A 16,545-nucleotide genomic window follows, 5' to 3' on the forward strand; every position below is an offset into this window, starting at 1 on the left:
AGAAAGTAACCTTATGTTCCAGCCCGTCTACGGTATTCACCGCATCATGGGAGCAGAAACCGAATACGGTGTCATATCCCCGGATGCCCTCGGCACAAACCCCACGATACTCTCCGCTATCGTGGTCAATACGTACGAAAAACTGGAAGCAAAGCGCACAGAATCTCTACGCCGGACCATCGAGGATAACGCGCAAGAAGCACAGCGCACGTACTGGTCTTCAGAATCTGAGTCTCCGCTCACTGATGCCTTCGGACACACCGTCAAAGAACAAGAGGCACACTCCTCACAACTCACACACACCCGTCGAGAACTCACAAGCGAAGATATAGCGCTTGAAGCCCTACGGGAAGCAGGAATTGACGGATCCCAAGAGCTCATCCACGGACGAGGAGGCTATCCGGAACGCCTCGACTGGGACCGAGTCACCATGAACGCCATGCTCGCCAACGGCGCCCGACTCTACGTCGACCACGCCCACCCCGAATACTCATCTCCCGAAGTGCTCACCCCGCTCCAAGCAGTACTCTACGACGCTGCAGGTGACAAAATAGCCTACGATTCCATCACAGAAGTAGCGCAGCACAGCAACGACAACCTACCCGCCATCAAGCTCTACAAAAACAACACCGATTCCAAGGGACAATCCTACGGTGCACACGAAAACTACCTCATCAGCCGCAATATCCCTTTCGAAGACGTTGCCAGCACGCTCCTAACCTTCTTTGCAACACGCATCATCTATACCGGAGCAGGCCGAGTAGGCATAGGCGTCAACGGCGAAATTCCAGGATTCCAAATCAGCTCCCGTGCCGACTTCTTTGAACGCCCTATCGGACTCGAAACAACTATTCGACGGCCCATCGTTAACACCCGCGATGAACCCCACGCCAACTCCGAACACTACCGTCGCCTGCACGTCATCCCTGCAGACGCCAACCTTTCCCACTATTCAAACCTCCTTAAATTCGGCACAGCCACTCTAGTACTAAACCTCATAGAATCCGGACGCGCCCCAAACCTACACCTCGCCGACCCAGTAACAGCGTTACACACCACCAGCCACGACCTATCACTCAGTGCTCAGCTCCCGCTCACAGAAGATTCTGACAGCACCACCAAATTCGCCACAGCTCTAGAAATTCAACGCGCATACCTCAACGCCTGCAAAATCCACGAACAAGAGAACCCCACCGGAGTCGACAGCGACACCCAACAAATACTCGCCCTCTGGGAAGAAACACTCGATGCCCTAGATACAAATCCTCTCGCACTTGCAGATCGTCTCGACTGGGTCGCTAAATATGCGCTCGTCAGCAGCTATGTGGCCAAAGGTGTTCCCTATACCGATGCAAAGCTCAAAGCCCTTGACATACACTATGCAGATATAGATCCTACACGGGGTCTTTACCACCGCCTCGTAGCGCGTGGTCGGATGCGCACCCTCTTCACATCTCAAGACATCGACGAGGCCGCCCACACCCCACCATCAGACACCCGTGCTTATCTCCGAGGAACCCTCATGAGCCGATGGCCCGATGAAGTCATTGGTATCAACTGGGATACCGTATCTTGCCGGGGGCGTTACTCCCACGAACTTACCCGACTCGCCATGCCTGAGCCCACACGCTACACTCAATCTGAAGTAGAACCGCTCTTACCACGAGTTACCCACTCCGACGAGCTGCTTCAACTCCTCCAGCAGAACACGACACCCCATAAAGACCTTTAGGAGAAAACATGTCACGTGAACGCATCCACGCTTCAGAGCCCCAGTACCACGAAGAACTCACTGAACAGGAGGAATCCCTCACCCAACAAGACACGACCGTTATACATGACGTAAGCGAAGTCGACGATATCCTCGACGAAATCGACGGGCTACTCGCCGAAAACGCCGAAGAATTCGTCACCGGATTCGTCCAAAAGGGCGGTCAGTAACTCAAAGCACTTTTGTCCCCTTACTAGAAACAAACACACCATGGAACAACGCATCTTTGGCATAGAAAGCGAATTCGGACTTAGTTACGTACCCCAGGGGCTAGGACGGCTCAGCGTCGAAGAAACAGCTGCGGCGCTCTTCAAGCCCGTCCTTGATGAATGGCGCTCTACTAACGTTTTCCTGCCCAACGGTGGACGGCTCTACCTCGATGTAGGTTCACACCCCGAATACGCCACCGCCGAATGCGCCACCATCGACGAACTCCTCGCCCAAGAACGCGCGGGCGAGCTCATCTTCGCTCAGCTAGCACAACAAGCCCACAGGCAACTGAGCACACACCACGGTCGTCCTCTCAACGGCACGATCTACCTTTTCAAAAACAATGTAGACTCCGCCGGAAACTCATACGGCAGCCACGAAAACTACCTTATTAGCCGCAAACTCGAATTCTCCACCCTCGTTAAACAACTCGTACCATTCCTCGTCACCCGCCAAATCCTTGTAGGCGCAGGAAAAACCCACCCCAACGGAGGGCCCTTACCAGGTTCAACAGATCCACAAGCTACTACAGGCATACCTTCATACTCGTTCTCACAGCGAGCAGACCATATCTGGGAAGCAGCAAGCACCTCAACCTCCCGCACGCGACCCCTCATTAACACCCGCGACGAACCCCACGCCGATGCCTCACGATACCGCCGTATGCATGTCATCAACGGCGACTCCAATATGGCGGAACCCACGGTACTGCTCAAAATAATCAGCACCGACCTTGTGCTACGCATGCTCGAAGACCGATTTCCTGTCACCAACTTAGAACTCGCATCGGTCCCGCAAGCTCTACGCACCATCAGCCACGACCTCACCGGAACCGCAGCTTTTGAAACCACAGACGGACAACGCTACACAGCTCTAAGCGTTCAAAGGCACTACCTCGACGCCGCCCGCCAATACATCACACAATACGGGGCCCACCACCATCGCGTCGATTACGCACTAGACCTCTGGCAGCGCACCCTCGACGCCATCGAAACCGGTGACTACAGCAGTATTGACACCGAAATCGACTGGGCTATCAAAAAGAAACTCCTAGACGCATACATCGCCCGTAGCAACGCGGCTGGAACTCCGACAGACTATGCGAGCGCTCGCATCCAACAGCTCGATCTTGCTTACCATGATATTGACCCCCACCGCGGGGTTTACCATGCTCTAGTCCGGCGTGGAGCCATCACAACGCTCCTCCCGTCTGATGCCGCACGGAACGCGATGCAAGAACCTCCGGCAACCCGCGCACGCCTACGTTCACAGTTTGTGGAGGCGGCTAAAAATGCGGGGGAGCAGTCTACCGTAGATTGGGTACACCTTAAACTCAATGCATACCCACAGCACACCCTAGTATTTAAAGATCCCTTTCAAACAGAGAGCTCCGAACTCACAAAGGTTCTTGAGATGCTTCGCCATAAGAACCCTCCTCAGTCTGTTCCGCCTTTGGTGTAATGTTCCACAATATGGTTCTACAACTAGCTTTTTATTCTAGGGTTTGATACTTTACGTATGTTTTATGTTCTTATTGATTTGCTCTACACCGTTGTATTTGTCGGGTTTTCGCCCGTTTAATATTAAGTTATAGAGCATCACATAATTTCGGTGTATCTTAAACGTTTAACTCCGAAATAAAGAAAACCTAGGGAAGGAACCTTTGTGTCGAAAAAAGCCTTGGCTGCTTCAGTACTCACTCTTTCGATGTTGCTAAGCGCTTGCGGCGCTGGTGACTCGGGTCAAAACGAATCTTCGCCGTCCGCTTCTACTAGTGAAAACACTGTGAGTAGCTCAGAAGCACTTGACAAAGTACAGGTAGATCTTAGGGGCGGAACTCAGGTTCCCGCTGTATCTTTTTCTACACCTTTTTCTACAGATCGGGAGGTTGCCAGGGTACTGGATGAAGGTACAGGTGACTCCCTTCAGGATAGCGATACTGTTCTCGTCAATGCTTCAATTTTTAATGGTGAAAATGGTTCGTTGGTAGGCAGTTCTTATAACGAAAATGAGCAATCTATACCCATTCAAGTTGGTCGATTAAAAACGATAGAACCCACTATTTACGAAGTTATGAAGAAGATGAAGGTTGGTGGTTCTTTTGTATATAGTACGAACGTGTCCCACGAGCAGCAGCAACAGCAGTCTGCTTCCTCAGTACGACCAACTGTCGAAGCTGGTTCACCAACCAATCTTGAGGTTTATACCGTAGCTCGGAAGCTTCCCACAGAAAAGGATCTTCCTAAATATGCTCAGGGTACTGAACAAGCTCCCAATCCGAAGCTTCCTGCCTTCTCTCTGAATGAGACTACGGGTAAGGCAGAGCTGAAGTTCGCAGATGATAGGGGAGAGGCTCCGCATGAGCTTGTTGCTCAAGATTTGATTACTGGTACCGGTGCCGAAGTCAATGAGAACGATGCAGTATATGTGCGTTATATTGGCGCTCAGTGGTCTGATGGTAAGGTCTTTGATGGGAACTACGATAAACAGGTCGCAAATTTCCAGCTTAACGGAGTTATTAAGGGTTGGAAACAGGGCTTAAAGGGTAAGAAAGTAGGTTCTCGAGTTGAGCTTGTTGTTCCTGCTGAACTTGCCTATGGGGAAGAGGGACAGAATGGTGGACCCAAGGGAACCCTAGTATTTGTTGTCGATATTTTAGCGACTGTTCCCATGAGCCCAGCCCACGCTTCAGCGCAGCCTTCTCAGCAGGCTAAGGAGCCTTCTTCAGCTTCCCCCACAGCTATCCCGTCTAGCTTGGCGCCTACGGCTGATCCTACCAAATAGTAAATTCTATTCGAGCTCTGCCGATAAGCGCTGTACCCGTTTTCGGCAGGGCACTTGAGAGAAAAGGAAACATATTATGTCTTTTGGCCAGCGTAAGCTTGATCGAGAAAAGCCGGAAATTGATTTTCCCGAGGGCGATGCCCCGACCGAACTTGTTATCCAAGATCTTATCGAAGGTAAGGGGGCTGAGGTTGTTCCCGGTTCTCGTGTCTTGGCGCACTATGTAGGTGTTGCTTTTTCCACTGGTGAGGAATTCGATGCTTCATGGAACCGCGGCGAGCCGCTTCCGTTCCAGGTTGGCGTGGGGCAGGTTATCCGCGGTTGGGATGAAGGGCTGTTAGGCATGAAGGTTGGCGGTCGGCGTCGCCTCGAAATTCCTGCAAGCATGGCCTACGGTGACCGCGGCGCAGGATCGGTCATTAAACCTGGTGAATCCCTGATCTTTGTAGTGGATTTGGTAGACGTTAGCTAAAAAATCTTAAACTTCGGGGCTGCTGCCGTAATTTACGGGTACGAATACAGCAGCCCCTGAGTTGTTTAAGGTTTTTTATATCCCCGTATGATGGTTATATGGCAACAAAAGCGCGAGATGTTTCGTCTAGTTCATCGTTGATCAGGATTTATCATCGGCTATGCAATAGCTCGCGGCGCGGTATTTCTCGCGCAGAGTTTTTAGAAGTATACGGTTTAGACGAATACACCATCTTTGGCTCGGGGAATAAACGAAAAGCTGAGACCATCGCTAAAAAGTTTGAGCGTGCAAAGGACTGTTTGCGTGATGCTGGTATCACGTTTAAGCATGTTGAACGTGATGGCAAAAGCTACTATGTGTACACTCCGGTCCCTAATCCGCTTCTTGATTGGGAACTTAAGCTAGAGGACGCACAATTTCTCATGAGCCTGTGCCGTGCCTGGGAAGGTACCGAGCTTGAAAGCTCTGCACATCGTATGATGCGTAAGATCATTCTTAGCGTTCCCACGCTATCAGCTTCTACACGTTTAGAGGAACTAGAGGAACCGCTCCAGCGTATACGTCTAAGTGATGATTCCCATCTAGAAGAGATTTTTAGTGCCTTTAGCGAGTATAAAACCATTGACATGGACTATGGGGACCTCGATACTCGCCATAGCGAGAATCTGTCCGTGTGGGGGATAGGGTACCGTTACGGCAATTGGTATTTTGCGGCGCACTATCCCTCTCGCGAGGGTTCTGAGGCTCCGAAGGAAGAACCGAATCGTGCGTATATTCACCGTTTTGAGCGCATTCAGAGTATGCGCATCAACGGTAGTCAACAGCAGCAAGAGAATTTTGTTCGGCCTGGTGAAACGTTTGATTTTCAAACCATGCTTTCTGAAAACCTTCAGGGCCATGCCCGTACCGTGCCCGCCTTATCTTTAGATTCACATGAGCAGCTGCTTCTTGACTCATATGGTGTTCGAGAAACTGCGGTGAAAGCCACCGCACGCGGATTGAAAATAATGGTCCCAAAATCGTCCGCAGATTTTTCGAGCAAAGACCTTCAACGGGCCCAGGAGGCATATCGAGCTCAGCACAACCTGGTGGAACGTTTGCTTTCTACCCATCAGCACAGAGCTGATTTGCCCGAAGCATGGCGTAAGAATTCTCGCCGCAAACGTGACGATGATACAGACCGTTTTATCGACATGCTCTTGGTACTACATCGTCTAAGCCAAGACGATGCGGCTTGGTTTGAAGGGGGCGTTCCTTTTAAACCAGCGACTTCACTTCTGCAAGTGGATAACGGCAGGTCTAAGAGCAACCTTGTCAGTGATTTTACCGATGTATGCGAGGACTATGGAGCTGCAGAGTTGGATCTTGCGACTCCTATAGTCTTCACGCCCCGTCAGGATCATGAACTATGCGCCGAGCTAACCTATTCATGTGACGATCCGATTTATCAGGGCGTTCCTCTGTCAGCTTTAGAGCGTGCCATGCTCTTCTTTTCGATGTCAGCTGCTGAGGTTCTCTACCCAGACGATGCACGCGTTTCCAAAATTCGTGAGCTGCTGTTGGTGAGCTACCCAAAGGATGCTGAGCGCTTGCGCGGAAGCCTAATTTTTACTCCTGAACACCATCTTATTCCCTTAATACATCGGGCAGTCTCTCAGAAACGAACCCTTATTTTTGACTATGCAGGGGTGCAGCGCACCGTTGATATTTGCTCACTGATCTTTGAAAATAATCGTTTTTATCTGCATGGGCTGTGGCGTGAAGCTGCCGATTCTAATGCCTGGCGAAATTTTGCTCTTGACCGCATTAGAAATTCGCGGCTTGGCGGTAAAAGCCATCAGGCCGTCGCCGCTAAGATTCCCAACACCCCGCATCTTTGGTCTCGGCAGCAACAGACAAATACAGAACACCCTTATGTTCGAGTCAAAATCCACATTGAAAGTCTCAGAACAGAGCGACGAGAGAGTACTATCCGTACTTTAAAACGGCGGAGTACTCACGTTTCACGATCCCAGCCTTCTAAACCTGAAACGCCCTTGATTTACCATGAGCTGCACTACTATCCTGGTGAAAGCGAGGCAGGTCTTGAGCAAATATTGCATTTCGTTGTAGCGTATGGAGGTGCTCTAGAGATTCTTGAGCCAGAACCTGTACGGTCTCTACTTAAAGATCGTCTGATGTCGCTTCTAGCGTAGATATCTGCGAAAGACACGCCCAGACATCTATAAGTAGAATAACAACCTTGTATAATAATTCCTATGCCGTGGTGGTTTTGGGTATTACTATGGGGCACCTTAACGATAGGTTCTCTAGCGTTTTTAGCGTGGTTCGTATATCGTGCACTCACACGGGGCTTCATGCTACTCGATCTTGTAGCAACATGGATGGAATCCATCGAAACTCGTTTCGATGAAGCGCAAGCGAATACCCGCCGAAAATTGCCTGCCGAGCAAAGCCTAGGGATTTTTACCCCGGTAACCACGGCGTACAATGAATACGAACAAGGAAAACAGACACGCAGGTCTGAGCGAATCAAGCGACGGGTCTCCCGACGAGATCGACTCGGCCAACCTCAAAATATCGGAGACCTGCTCTAAGCACAGAAAGGTTCATACCTTATGGGTCAGTTGTTCAGTCACCCGGCAACTATTATCGTAGTCATCCTCCTCATCGTTCTGCTCTTTGGTGCTCCCAAGCTCCCAGGTATGGCACGTAGTCTTGGTCAGTCGATGCGTATCTTCAAGTCCGAAGTCGAGGGTATGAAGAGCGATAGTAAGAAGGAAGACGATAAGGACGATGTTGTCACCGCTGAGGTTGTCGACAACAAAGCTAAGTCCGAAAAGTCTGAAAACTAATTTTCAGTACAACAACACAACCCGTGCAACCACCTCTCTGGTGGCACGGGTTGTCCAGTAGTTTATCTACCCATATCGATAATTTTGAATAACAGGTATGAGGCGGAGCTTAGAATAAAACGAGGAAAACGATGGCAAAACCGGATCAGGATGTACGCAACCGCAAACTAAATCCTGAAGCCCGTATGGAGCTGAAGGAACATCTGCGTGAGTTTCGTGACCGCTTCATTAAAGCGGCTATTGCAACTGCTATCGCCGCCGTACTTTCCGTTATTTTCTTGTACCAGCCCTTTATTGATGCAATCTCTGAGCCTCTCAAGCAAATCAACGCAGCAGATAACCGCTTTGCAACCTTAAACTACGGCTCAATTTCTTCACCCTTTGACCAGCTCATTCGCGTGGGTACGTACATTGGTCTTGGACTTGCTGCACCCGTTTGGCTCTATCAAGGACTGCGCTTCTTACTTCCCGCGTTGCACACCAAAGAGAAAAAATACCTCTTTGGTTTCCTCAGCGGCTCAATCTTTGCCTTTGCCTGCGGTGTCTTCATCTCTTGGTATAGTCTGCCCGGCGTTGTTCGTGCACTCACAATGTTCACCCCGCCCGGCGGCTCGAACGTCATTGACGCTCCAACCTATATTTCCTTCATCGTTAAATTTATTTTCTTCTTCTCACTAGCATTTATTATCCCCGTCATCCTCGTGGGGTTGAACATGCTGGGGGTTATCCGGGGTAAAACTATCCTCAAATCTTGGCGGTGGATCGTGGTTCTAGTAGCGCTCATCGCAGCCATGACAGCTCCCGGTACGGATATTATGATGATGTTCTACCTGATGATTCCGCTCCTAACTTTCTTCTTCCTCGCCATAGCAATATGCTTGCTCAACGATAAACGGCGTGACCGCCGCGAAGCTAAACTAGCAAAGGGTCTTACAGAGACCGAGCTCAATACGGCCACCAGCGCTGAAGACCTTGAAAAGCTAGGACAGCTTGAAGAGGAGCCCTCCCAAAAGTAAAACTCCAAAATCCTCCGTCTACTCAAGACGGAGGATTTTTAGGCGCAGGTACACTAGAACTATGGCTGAAAACCCCCAAGAAACCGCTCACGACTCGAACGACCGCCCGAGCTACTTTGCGCAGTATCAGGCCGCGCAAGAACGTAACGCTCACGCAAAAACAGCGCTTAGTAAGTTCGAAAAGAATCTCGGGTTTCCTCTTGACAGTTTCCAACGTCAGGCATGCCAATCCGTCGAAGCTGGACATTCAGTCCTTGTCGCTGCGCCTACTGGTTCTGGTAAAACAGTTGTCGGAGAATTCGGCATCTACCTTGCCCTCCAAACAGGAACAAAAGCGTTCTATACAACCCCTATCAAAGCACTCAGCAACCAGAAATACCATGACTTTGTGCGTGAATACGGCGAAGAAAACGTAGGTCTGCTCACCGGCGACACCAGCATCAATACCGAAGCCCCCATCGTCGTCATGACTACTGAAGTCCTTCGCAACATGCTCTACTCCGAATCTACGACCCTCATCGGTCTGGGATACGTCATCATGGACGAAGTACACTATCTCGCTGATCGGTTCCGTGGAGCAGTTTGGGAAGAAGCGATTATTCACCTTCCCGAACACGTCACCGTCATCTCGCTCTCTGCAACTGTATCCAACGTCGAAGAATTCGGAGCATGGCTAGATACCGTACGAGGTGATACCGATGTCATCGTCTCTGAACACCGCCCCGTCCCGCTCTGGCAGCATCTCATGGTAGGAAACCGCATCATTGACCTCTTTGTACCTGATGAAACTTCTCAGAAAGAGGCTTCACCTACAAAATGTCGTAAAAACCACACAAAATCACTCCAAAACGCTCCCACGGGGCTACGCATTAACCCGCTCCTCAAACAACTGCGGCCAGGCTTTCGCCGACACACCCCCCGGCACAATGCACCCAAACGCGAGCGCTTCCGACGCGGCCGCAACCGGCATGACAAACACACACATGCACTCGAACGATCCCGTCATAAAACCTTCACCCAAGACGCCAACGTTCTGAGTCCGCACCGCATATCTCGCCCTGAAATGGCCCGTATCCTAGACAAGCAAGGGCTATTGCCTGCCATATGCTTCATCTTTTCACGGGCAGCATGTGACGACGCCGTTACCCAATGCGTCAACGCGAATATCGTCCTCACCACCGAGGAACAGCAGCAAACCATCCGTGCCTATATTGCAGAAACCACTGCACACCTTGATAACCGAGACCTTCATGCCCTTGGATATTACGAATGGCGAGACGGACTCATCCGCGGGGTGGCAGCCCACCATGCAGGTCTGCTACCGCTCTTCAAAGAAGTTGTTGAGACACTTTTTGCACAGGGGCTCATCAAACTAGTCTTTGCCACCGAAACCCTCGCGCTCGGCATCAACATGCCAGCCCGCACCGTCATCCTCGAAAAACTCACCAAGTTCAACGGTGAAACCCACGTCGATATCACCCCCGGAGAATACACCCAACTTACCGGGCGGGCGGGGCGCCGCGGAATCGATCTTGAAGGACACGCCGTAGTCCTCTGGCGTCCAGGTCTTGTACCAGAACAGGTTGCCACCCTCGCATCCACTCGCACATACCCCCTTAACTCATCATTCCGCCCCACCTACAACATGGCTGCGAACCTCATCGCATCCTATGGCGCCGAACGAACCCGCAAAATCCTCGAATCATCCTTTGCCCAGTTCCAAGCAGATAAATCAGTTGTAGGAACAGCTGCACGAGTACGTAAAAACGAAAACGCGCTCGAAGGATACCGAGACTCCATGCAATGCCACCTTGGAGACTTCACAGAATACATGCGCCTGCGGCAAAACATCAAAGATCTAGAGAAAAAAACCCGCAAAGCCAACCAACAACATGCACGCGCCCAAGCTCACCAAAGCATCCAAGAACTTATGCCCGGAGACATCATTCACATACCTCATGGTCGCTCCCGCGGCTACGCTATCGTCATCACCCGTGCCGAATCCAATACAGACCCACGCATTGGTATCCTTACCGAAGACAATCAACAGCGCACCGCAAGCGCACGTGATTTCACGGGGCTCATTGAACCCGTCTCCTACATCAAGCTCCCCAAGAAAATAACCCTTAAAACACCCAAAGAACGCCGCGACGCCGTCTCACGGATGCGTCAAGCGCTCATCGATGAACGACCACCCCGCAAACGCGGAAATACCCCCATCGCCACACGTCATAACGATGCCCAAGAAAAACTCGACACACTACGCACCCAACTACGTAACCACCCCTGCCACGGGTGCTCTGACCGGGAAACCCATGCACGCTGGGCAGAACGATGGCGCAAACTCAACGCAGAAACAGAAGGACTACGCCGCCAAATTACCCGACGCACCAACACTATTGCCCAGGTCTTCAACCGCATCGCAAAGCTCCTCACTGAATACGGCTACGTTACTGCTGATTCCCATAACGGACTCAAGCTAACGACGAAGGGGGAAGCCCTGCGCAAACTCTACGGGGAAAAAGACCTTCTCACCTCTATTTGTCTCGAAAAAGGCTTCCTCACAGATCTGGATCCTGCGGCTATAGCAGCAACCATAGCCGCGCTCACATACCAGGGCAAAAAGGAAACCATCGAAATTCTCCCACGCTACCCACATCCCTCGTTACAAGCACCCATCGCGACCATCAACCGTGAACTAGCCCGGCTCAACGCCCACGAAGAACGTTACAAACTAGATCAAACCCCACCCTGCGATCTAGGCCTCGTCACCCCTATCTACCGCTGGGCTCGCGGTATGCACCTCGCAAAAGCACTCGAAGATACCGACCTCGCCGCCGGCGACTTCGTACGCTGGGCAAAACAAGTTATCGACGCCCTCGACCAGATCACCCATATCCCCACCATAAGCCCAAACCTACGAGCAAGCTGCGAAAAAGCTATAGCCCTCATCCGCCGCGGAGTCGTCGCACTAGACTCCTAAAACCGCTGGAAAGAACATGAGCATCTATATCTATACCAACGGGAGCATCTACAGCCCCGCCGACCCCTACGCCACAGCGCTCCTCACCGAAAACGGTACCGTAACCTGGATAGGCTCAGATGTGGGAGCTCGCTCCATCACAGACGAACGCATGCGAGCTATCGATCTAAACGGCAAACTCATCACGCCCACCTTCGCACGTGCCTTCGCACCCATAAACAACCACAGCGAAAAAACACTCTACGAGTACTTCCTCAGAACACATACCCAGGGATACCATACCCACACACTCGCAGGAACAATACGAGACGTCCCGACCCTACGCGCATCACTCGACACGTTTTATACAACACACGCAACAGCCCCAGACGTACGATTCTTCATAATCCCAGAGCCACAAGCGACCTCCACATCGTACGCTGAGCTCGTCACCACAGCCCAAGACCTGCTCAATAAATCATCTATAGCACTCACTGGATTTCACGCCACAAATCTAGACCACCTACCTACTCTGGCCTCCGAAGCAGCAGAACATGGTCTTGTACTCTCCATCAACACCCAAGATAGTTTCACTAATGCCTTTAGCTATGCGCTAGCCGTTAGGAAACAGCATCCTTGGCTTAACATCCGGCTTGATATGGTTCATAGAGTTGTCGATGATCGGTGCCTTCAAGATCTCACAGATGCACGGATTAGCCTTGGCATCCAAGCAGCCTTTGATGCTGAGACCGCAAAGTTAGCCCGCCGGGCGAATGCAGCTGGTACCGCGTTCGCGCTGGGGTCAGACTCGTCTCTTGTTGAAGTGCCTCTTGGATGGGAGCTCATCTCAGCCCTTATAAAACCGGCATATGGCATTTCAGCACGCAGTGGTTTCGCCGCACTTACGCGAGGAGTCTACCGTCTAGCCCACGACGATAACCCCTTTGCGGGCCAAATACTCCCTGATACACCAGCGAATATAGCACTCTGGAACGTCACTGAGCTTATGGTGCAAACCCCGGATTCTCGCGTAGCCTCGTGGAGTACTGATCCCCGTGCTCATATTCCACTTTTACCGGTTCTTGCTTCAGATGTGCCGTTGCCTGTATTAGATCGCATGTACACTAGGGGAGGGGAATAGTACGTTTCCTAGCTCGTAAAAGTTACCTGAAAATATGCCGTGCATCTGCAGAATACGCCCTTACGCCGTATTTCGCCGGTTATACTAGTAAACCTAGACCCTACCTTCACTCTAACAAAGGAAAACAAGGGAATTATTATGCGTGTACTGACCGTTATTCCGACGTATAACGAGAAGGAAAACTTACCCGTTGTTGTTGAACGTCTTCGTAAGGCAGCACCCGACGTCGATATTCTAGTTGTTGACGACAATAGCCCTGACGGTACAGGTCAGATTGCGGATGCTATGGCTGAGCAAGATTCACAGATTCACGTTCTTCACCGTACTGTGAAAGACGGTCTTGGTGGAGCTTACCTTGCTGGGTTTGATTGGGGTCTAAATGAGGGATATGAAGTCCTTATTGAGATGGACGCTGATTGTTCTCACCAGCCCGAGCAGTTGCCATCGCTAGTACACGCTGTTGAAGCTGGGGCAGATTTAGCTATTGGCTCCCGTTATGTACCCGGCGGAAAAACAGAAAACTGGCCCATTCAACGCCAAATTCTTTCTCGCGGAGCAAATATTTATACGCGGGTTGTTCTAGGGACTGCAATCAAAGACATCACAGCAGGTTTCCGCGCATATAGGCGTGAAGCGCTACAACGCTTGAATCTTGAAGGCATTGAATCTAAGGGCTATGTCTTTCAGGTAGACCTCGCTTGGCGTTCTGAGCAAGCAGGGCTCAAAATTGTTGAGGTTCCTATTACTTTTGTTGAGCGTGAGGTCGGAGCATCAAAGATGACCGGAAATATAATTTTTGATTCTATGCGTAAAGTGACGACTTGGGGCGTTTCCAACCGCATCAATAAGCTCAAACAGAAGCTAGGCAAATAACTAAACTTCACATAGAATAAGTGCCCGAACTACCCTTTGATAGTTCGGGCACTTTTGTATAATGTCACTCTGTATTCGTGTTGTATTCCTGTATAGCTGTACGCGCCAGACCATGAAGAATCGCCTCGAGTCCTAAGCTAAATGCGTTCTCTGCTGGCGTCTGCGAGCTACGCTGCAGCGCTGTATATGCGTCTTGTAAATATGGATACTCATCTGCTGAAGCTGCAGGGTTAAAGATAGATTCGGGGGCGTGGGCATCTACTGCGGATCCCAGCAGGAATGCCTCTAAAGATTCAATAACATTTAAAGTTTTATAATCTGGACACCCAAAAGCTCTTAACGTCTGAACGAGGACGTCATACATATGTAACGTCTGAGGGGCCCGATCAATTGGGGTCAATGCGAGCGCTGTTACCAAATCGGTGCTCTCACTGAACGCGTCTCGATAAGACTTCCCCCACAGACTCAAAGATTCAGTCCAGAGTTCTAGCTTTTCGGTGGGGGATAGGTGTTGCTCGTTAAGAATTTTAGTCGCTCGTATCAGGGGCTCCAGCGTAATGTCATTGATGACCGCATCGCTTATAGCTCCCAGTACTTCGTCACGAGACTGAAAATGATTGTATAAGGAAGAGGGTGCGACGCCTAGTTTCTGAGCAAGTGCGCTCATAGTGAAATTTCCTTGATCGGCCAAAAGTCTACGTGCTGACCGCACAATTTTGGATGTGCTTAACACTGTCGAAGAGGGGCGTCCAGCGCGTCGCACGGGGGAAGAGATCACGATAAATCCTTTACTATTTCTTTGCTTTCGGCGTGTACTGCCGTCCCGTCTGTGAGCAGTTATAAAACATGCCATCAGAAATTTTACGCTTCATAAATGCCCTTAGATTTGTAATTTCTGTGTTCTGGGATACACTAAAACGAACACAATTCGTTTTGTGATTCTTTGAGCGAAAGGGTTTAACCATGACGGCCAAGAACGAAACTACGAATGAACTGACCCGAGACGTCGTAATTATCGGCGCAGGTCCTTCCGGACTCACTGCAGCATACCGACTGCAGCAAGCAGGACATACCGTTGCAGTCCTTGAAGCGCGTGAACGTGTAGGCGGGCGCACATGGAACAACCATATTGACGGCGCATTCCTTGAAATCGGCGGACAATGGATTTCCCCCGATCAGACTGTTCTCACCGAACTCGTTGAAGAACTCGGGCTTCAGACCTTCTCTCGTTACCGTGAAGGTGAAAACCTTTACCGCGACCCTGACGGTACTATGCACCGTTACAGCGGAGACATGTTCCCCGCCAACGAGCACACCCAGCAAGAAATGAAACGACTCATCAAAGTCTTGGATGAGCTTGCAGCAGAGATCGGGGCCGAGAAGCCCTGGGCGCACCCTAAGGCACGCGAACTTGATACAATCAGCTTTCACCATTGGCTCCGCGAACAATCCAACGATGAAGAAGCATGTAACAATATTGGGCTCTTCATTGCTGGCGGCATGCTTACTAAGCCGGCTCATGCATTCTCAGCTTTACAGGCAGTACTTATGGCGGCATCCGCCGGATCTTTCTCCAACCTTGTCGATGAAGATTTTATTCTCGATAAACGCGTTTTGGGCGGTATGCAGTCCGTCTCCTTAGCTCTCGCAGACAAAGTAGGACAAGAGAACATAATTCTTGAACACCCAGTTCGCGTTTTGCGCTGGCAAGAAGACGGAGAATACCCCGTACTTGCTGAAGCCGAAGCCTTCTCTGAAGATGGAAAAGCTTCGCCCGAGAAAAACATCACTGTTCGTGCAAAATACGCTGTTGTTGCGGTTCCCCCGAACCTATACTCGCGTATCCATTTTGTGCCAGCCCTAGACCGCCGGCAGCATCAGATGCATCAGCACCAGTCCCTTGGTTTGGTTATCAAGGTGCACGCTGTTTACCCCACACCGTTCTGGCGGGACAAAGGTCTCTCAGGAACCTGTTTTGCCGCTAATAACCTGGTACAAGAGATTTACGACAACACTAACTACGACCCAGCAACTGGAGAAGAAGAAGCTCGCGGCACTCTAGTAGGGTTCGTCTCCGACGAAGCAGCGGATGAAATGTTCACCATCAGCGCCGAGGAACGCAAAGAACGCATCCTAGACTCCATGGCGCAAATGCTCGGAGAAGAAACAAAAAATCCTGTGGTGTACTACGAATCAGATTGGGGGGCCGAAGAATGGACTCGTGGTGCATACGCAGCTAGCTATGATCTTGGGGGACTGCATCGCTACGGCGCAGACCAAGAAACCCCAGTAGGACCAATCTACTGGTCTTGCTCAGACATTGCTGCCGAAGGCTACCAGCATGTCGATGGCGCTATACGCATGGGAGAAAAAACAGCAAAACTGCTAGCCGCGAAACTCAAATAAGATCATTCGCATCGTAACGCACACACGGGCAGCTTTACTGGGTGAACTAAAGAAT

General features: G+C 50.7%; 13 protein-coding genes. 12 read left to right on the forward strand and 1 reads right to left on the reverse strand.

What is annotated here, in order from left to right; all coding sequences use genetic code 11:
• Nucleotides 1–13: 13 nt before the first annotated feature.
• From dop to HMPREF2958_RS09010, 11 genes are all read left to right on the forward strand, one after another.
• On the forward strand, nucleotides 14–1,732 hold the full coding sequence (gene dop / locus HMPREF2958_RS08960) for a depupylase/deamidase Dop (RefSeq protein ID WP_070697742.1): 1,719 nt from the start codon (nucleotides 14–16) through the stop codon (nucleotides 1,730–1,732).
• A gap of 8 nt (nucleotides 1,733–1,740) precedes the next feature.
• A complete protein-coding gene (locus HMPREF2958_RS08965; protein ID WP_070697744.1) occupies nucleotides 1,741–1,941 on the forward strand; it encodes a ubiquitin-like protein Pup in 201 nt (66 codons plus the stop codon).
• 40 nt (nucleotides 1,942–1,981) lie between these two features.
• Entirely contained in the window at nucleotides 1,982–3,442 is a 1,461-nt protein-coding gene (gene pafA / locus HMPREF2958_RS08970; RefSeq protein ID WP_070697746.1) for a Pup--protein ligase, read from the forward strand.
• 204 nt (nucleotides 3,443–3,646) lie between these two features.
• Complete coding sequence (locus tag HMPREF2958_RS08975) at nucleotides 3,647–4,765, forward strand: FKBP-type peptidyl-prolyl cis-trans isomerase (protein WP_070697747.1); 1,119 nt, start codon at nucleotides 3,647–3,649, stop codon at nucleotides 4,763–4,765.
• Nucleotides 4,766–4,841: 76 nt separating this feature from the next.
• Complete coding sequence (locus HMPREF2958_RS08980) at nucleotides 4,842–5,237, forward strand: FKBP-type peptidyl-prolyl cis-trans isomerase (RefSeq protein WP_013399079.1); 396 nt, start codon at nucleotides 4,842–4,844, stop codon at nucleotides 5,235–5,237.
• Nucleotides 5,238–5,335: 98 nt separating this feature from the next.
• Nucleotides 5,336–7,432: a WYL domain-containing transcriptional regulator gene (locus tag HMPREF2958_RS08985; RefSeq protein WP_070697749.1), complete on the forward strand. Its 2,097-nt coding sequence runs from the start codon at nucleotides 5,336–5,338 to the stop codon at nucleotides 7,430–7,432.
• 423 nt (nucleotides 7,433–7,855) lie between these two features.
• The gene (gene tatA, locus HMPREF2958_RS08990; RefSeq protein WP_004004679.1) at nucleotides 7,856–8,092 is read left to right on the forward strand and encodes a Sec-independent protein translocase subunit TatA; all 237 of its coding nucleotides are present in this window, start codon (nucleotides 7,856–7,858) and stop codon (nucleotides 8,090–8,092) included.
• A 131-nt stretch (nucleotides 8,093–8,223) separates the two neighbouring features.
• The gene (locus HMPREF2958_RS08995) at nucleotides 8,224–9,108 is read left to right on the forward strand and encodes a twin-arginine translocase subunit TatC (protein WP_048752158.1); all 885 of its coding nucleotides are present in this window, start codon (nucleotides 8,224–8,226) and stop codon (nucleotides 9,106–9,108) included.
• A gap of 61 nt (nucleotides 9,109–9,169) precedes the next feature.
• A complete protein-coding gene (locus HMPREF2958_RS09000; RefSeq protein WP_070697751.1) occupies nucleotides 9,170–12,091 on the forward strand; it encodes a DEAD/DEAH box helicase in 2,922 nt (973 codons plus the stop codon).
• A gap of 16 nt (nucleotides 12,092–12,107) precedes the next feature.
• A complete protein-coding gene (locus HMPREF2958_RS09005) occupies nucleotides 12,108–13,211 on the forward strand; it encodes an amidohydrolase (RefSeq protein WP_070697753.1) in 1,104 nt (367 codons plus the stop codon).
• Between the two features lie 138 nt (nucleotides 13,212–13,349).
• Nucleotides 13,350–14,084 carry a polyprenol monophosphomannose synthase gene (locus tag HMPREF2958_RS09010; protein WP_070697755.1) on the forward strand — a complete coding sequence of 245 codons (735 nt, stop codon included), beginning with the start codon at nucleotides 13,350–13,352 and terminating at the stop codon, nucleotides 14,082–14,084.
• A 64-nt stretch (nucleotides 14,085–14,148) separates the two neighbouring features.
• On the opposite strand, the gene HMPREF2958_RS09015 is transcribed toward HMPREF2958_RS09010, so the two are convergent.
• The gene (locus HMPREF2958_RS09015) at nucleotides 14,149–14,862 is read right to left on the reverse strand and encodes a TetR/AcrR family transcriptional regulator (RefSeq protein WP_083313734.1); all 714 of its coding nucleotides are present in this window, start codon (nucleotides 14,860–14,862) and stop codon (nucleotides 14,149–14,151) included.
• A gap of 185 nt (nucleotides 14,863–15,047) precedes the next feature.
• Between HMPREF2958_RS09015 and HMPREF2958_RS09020 the strand changes: the two genes are divergently transcribed.
• Nucleotides 15,048–16,490 (forward strand): flavin monoamine oxidase family protein, encoded by a 1,443-nt coding sequence (locus tag HMPREF2958_RS09020; RefSeq protein ID WP_070697758.1) that lies wholly within the window; start codon nucleotides 15,048–15,050, stop codon nucleotides 16,488–16,490.
• The last annotated feature ends 55 nt before the right edge of the window (nucleotides 16,491–16,545 follow it).

The sequence above is a fragment of the Rothia sp. HMSC036D11 genome (assembly GCF_001814205.1).
GTDB lineage: Bacteria > Actinomycetota > Actinomycetes > Actinomycetales > Micrococcaceae > Rothia > Rothia dentocariosa.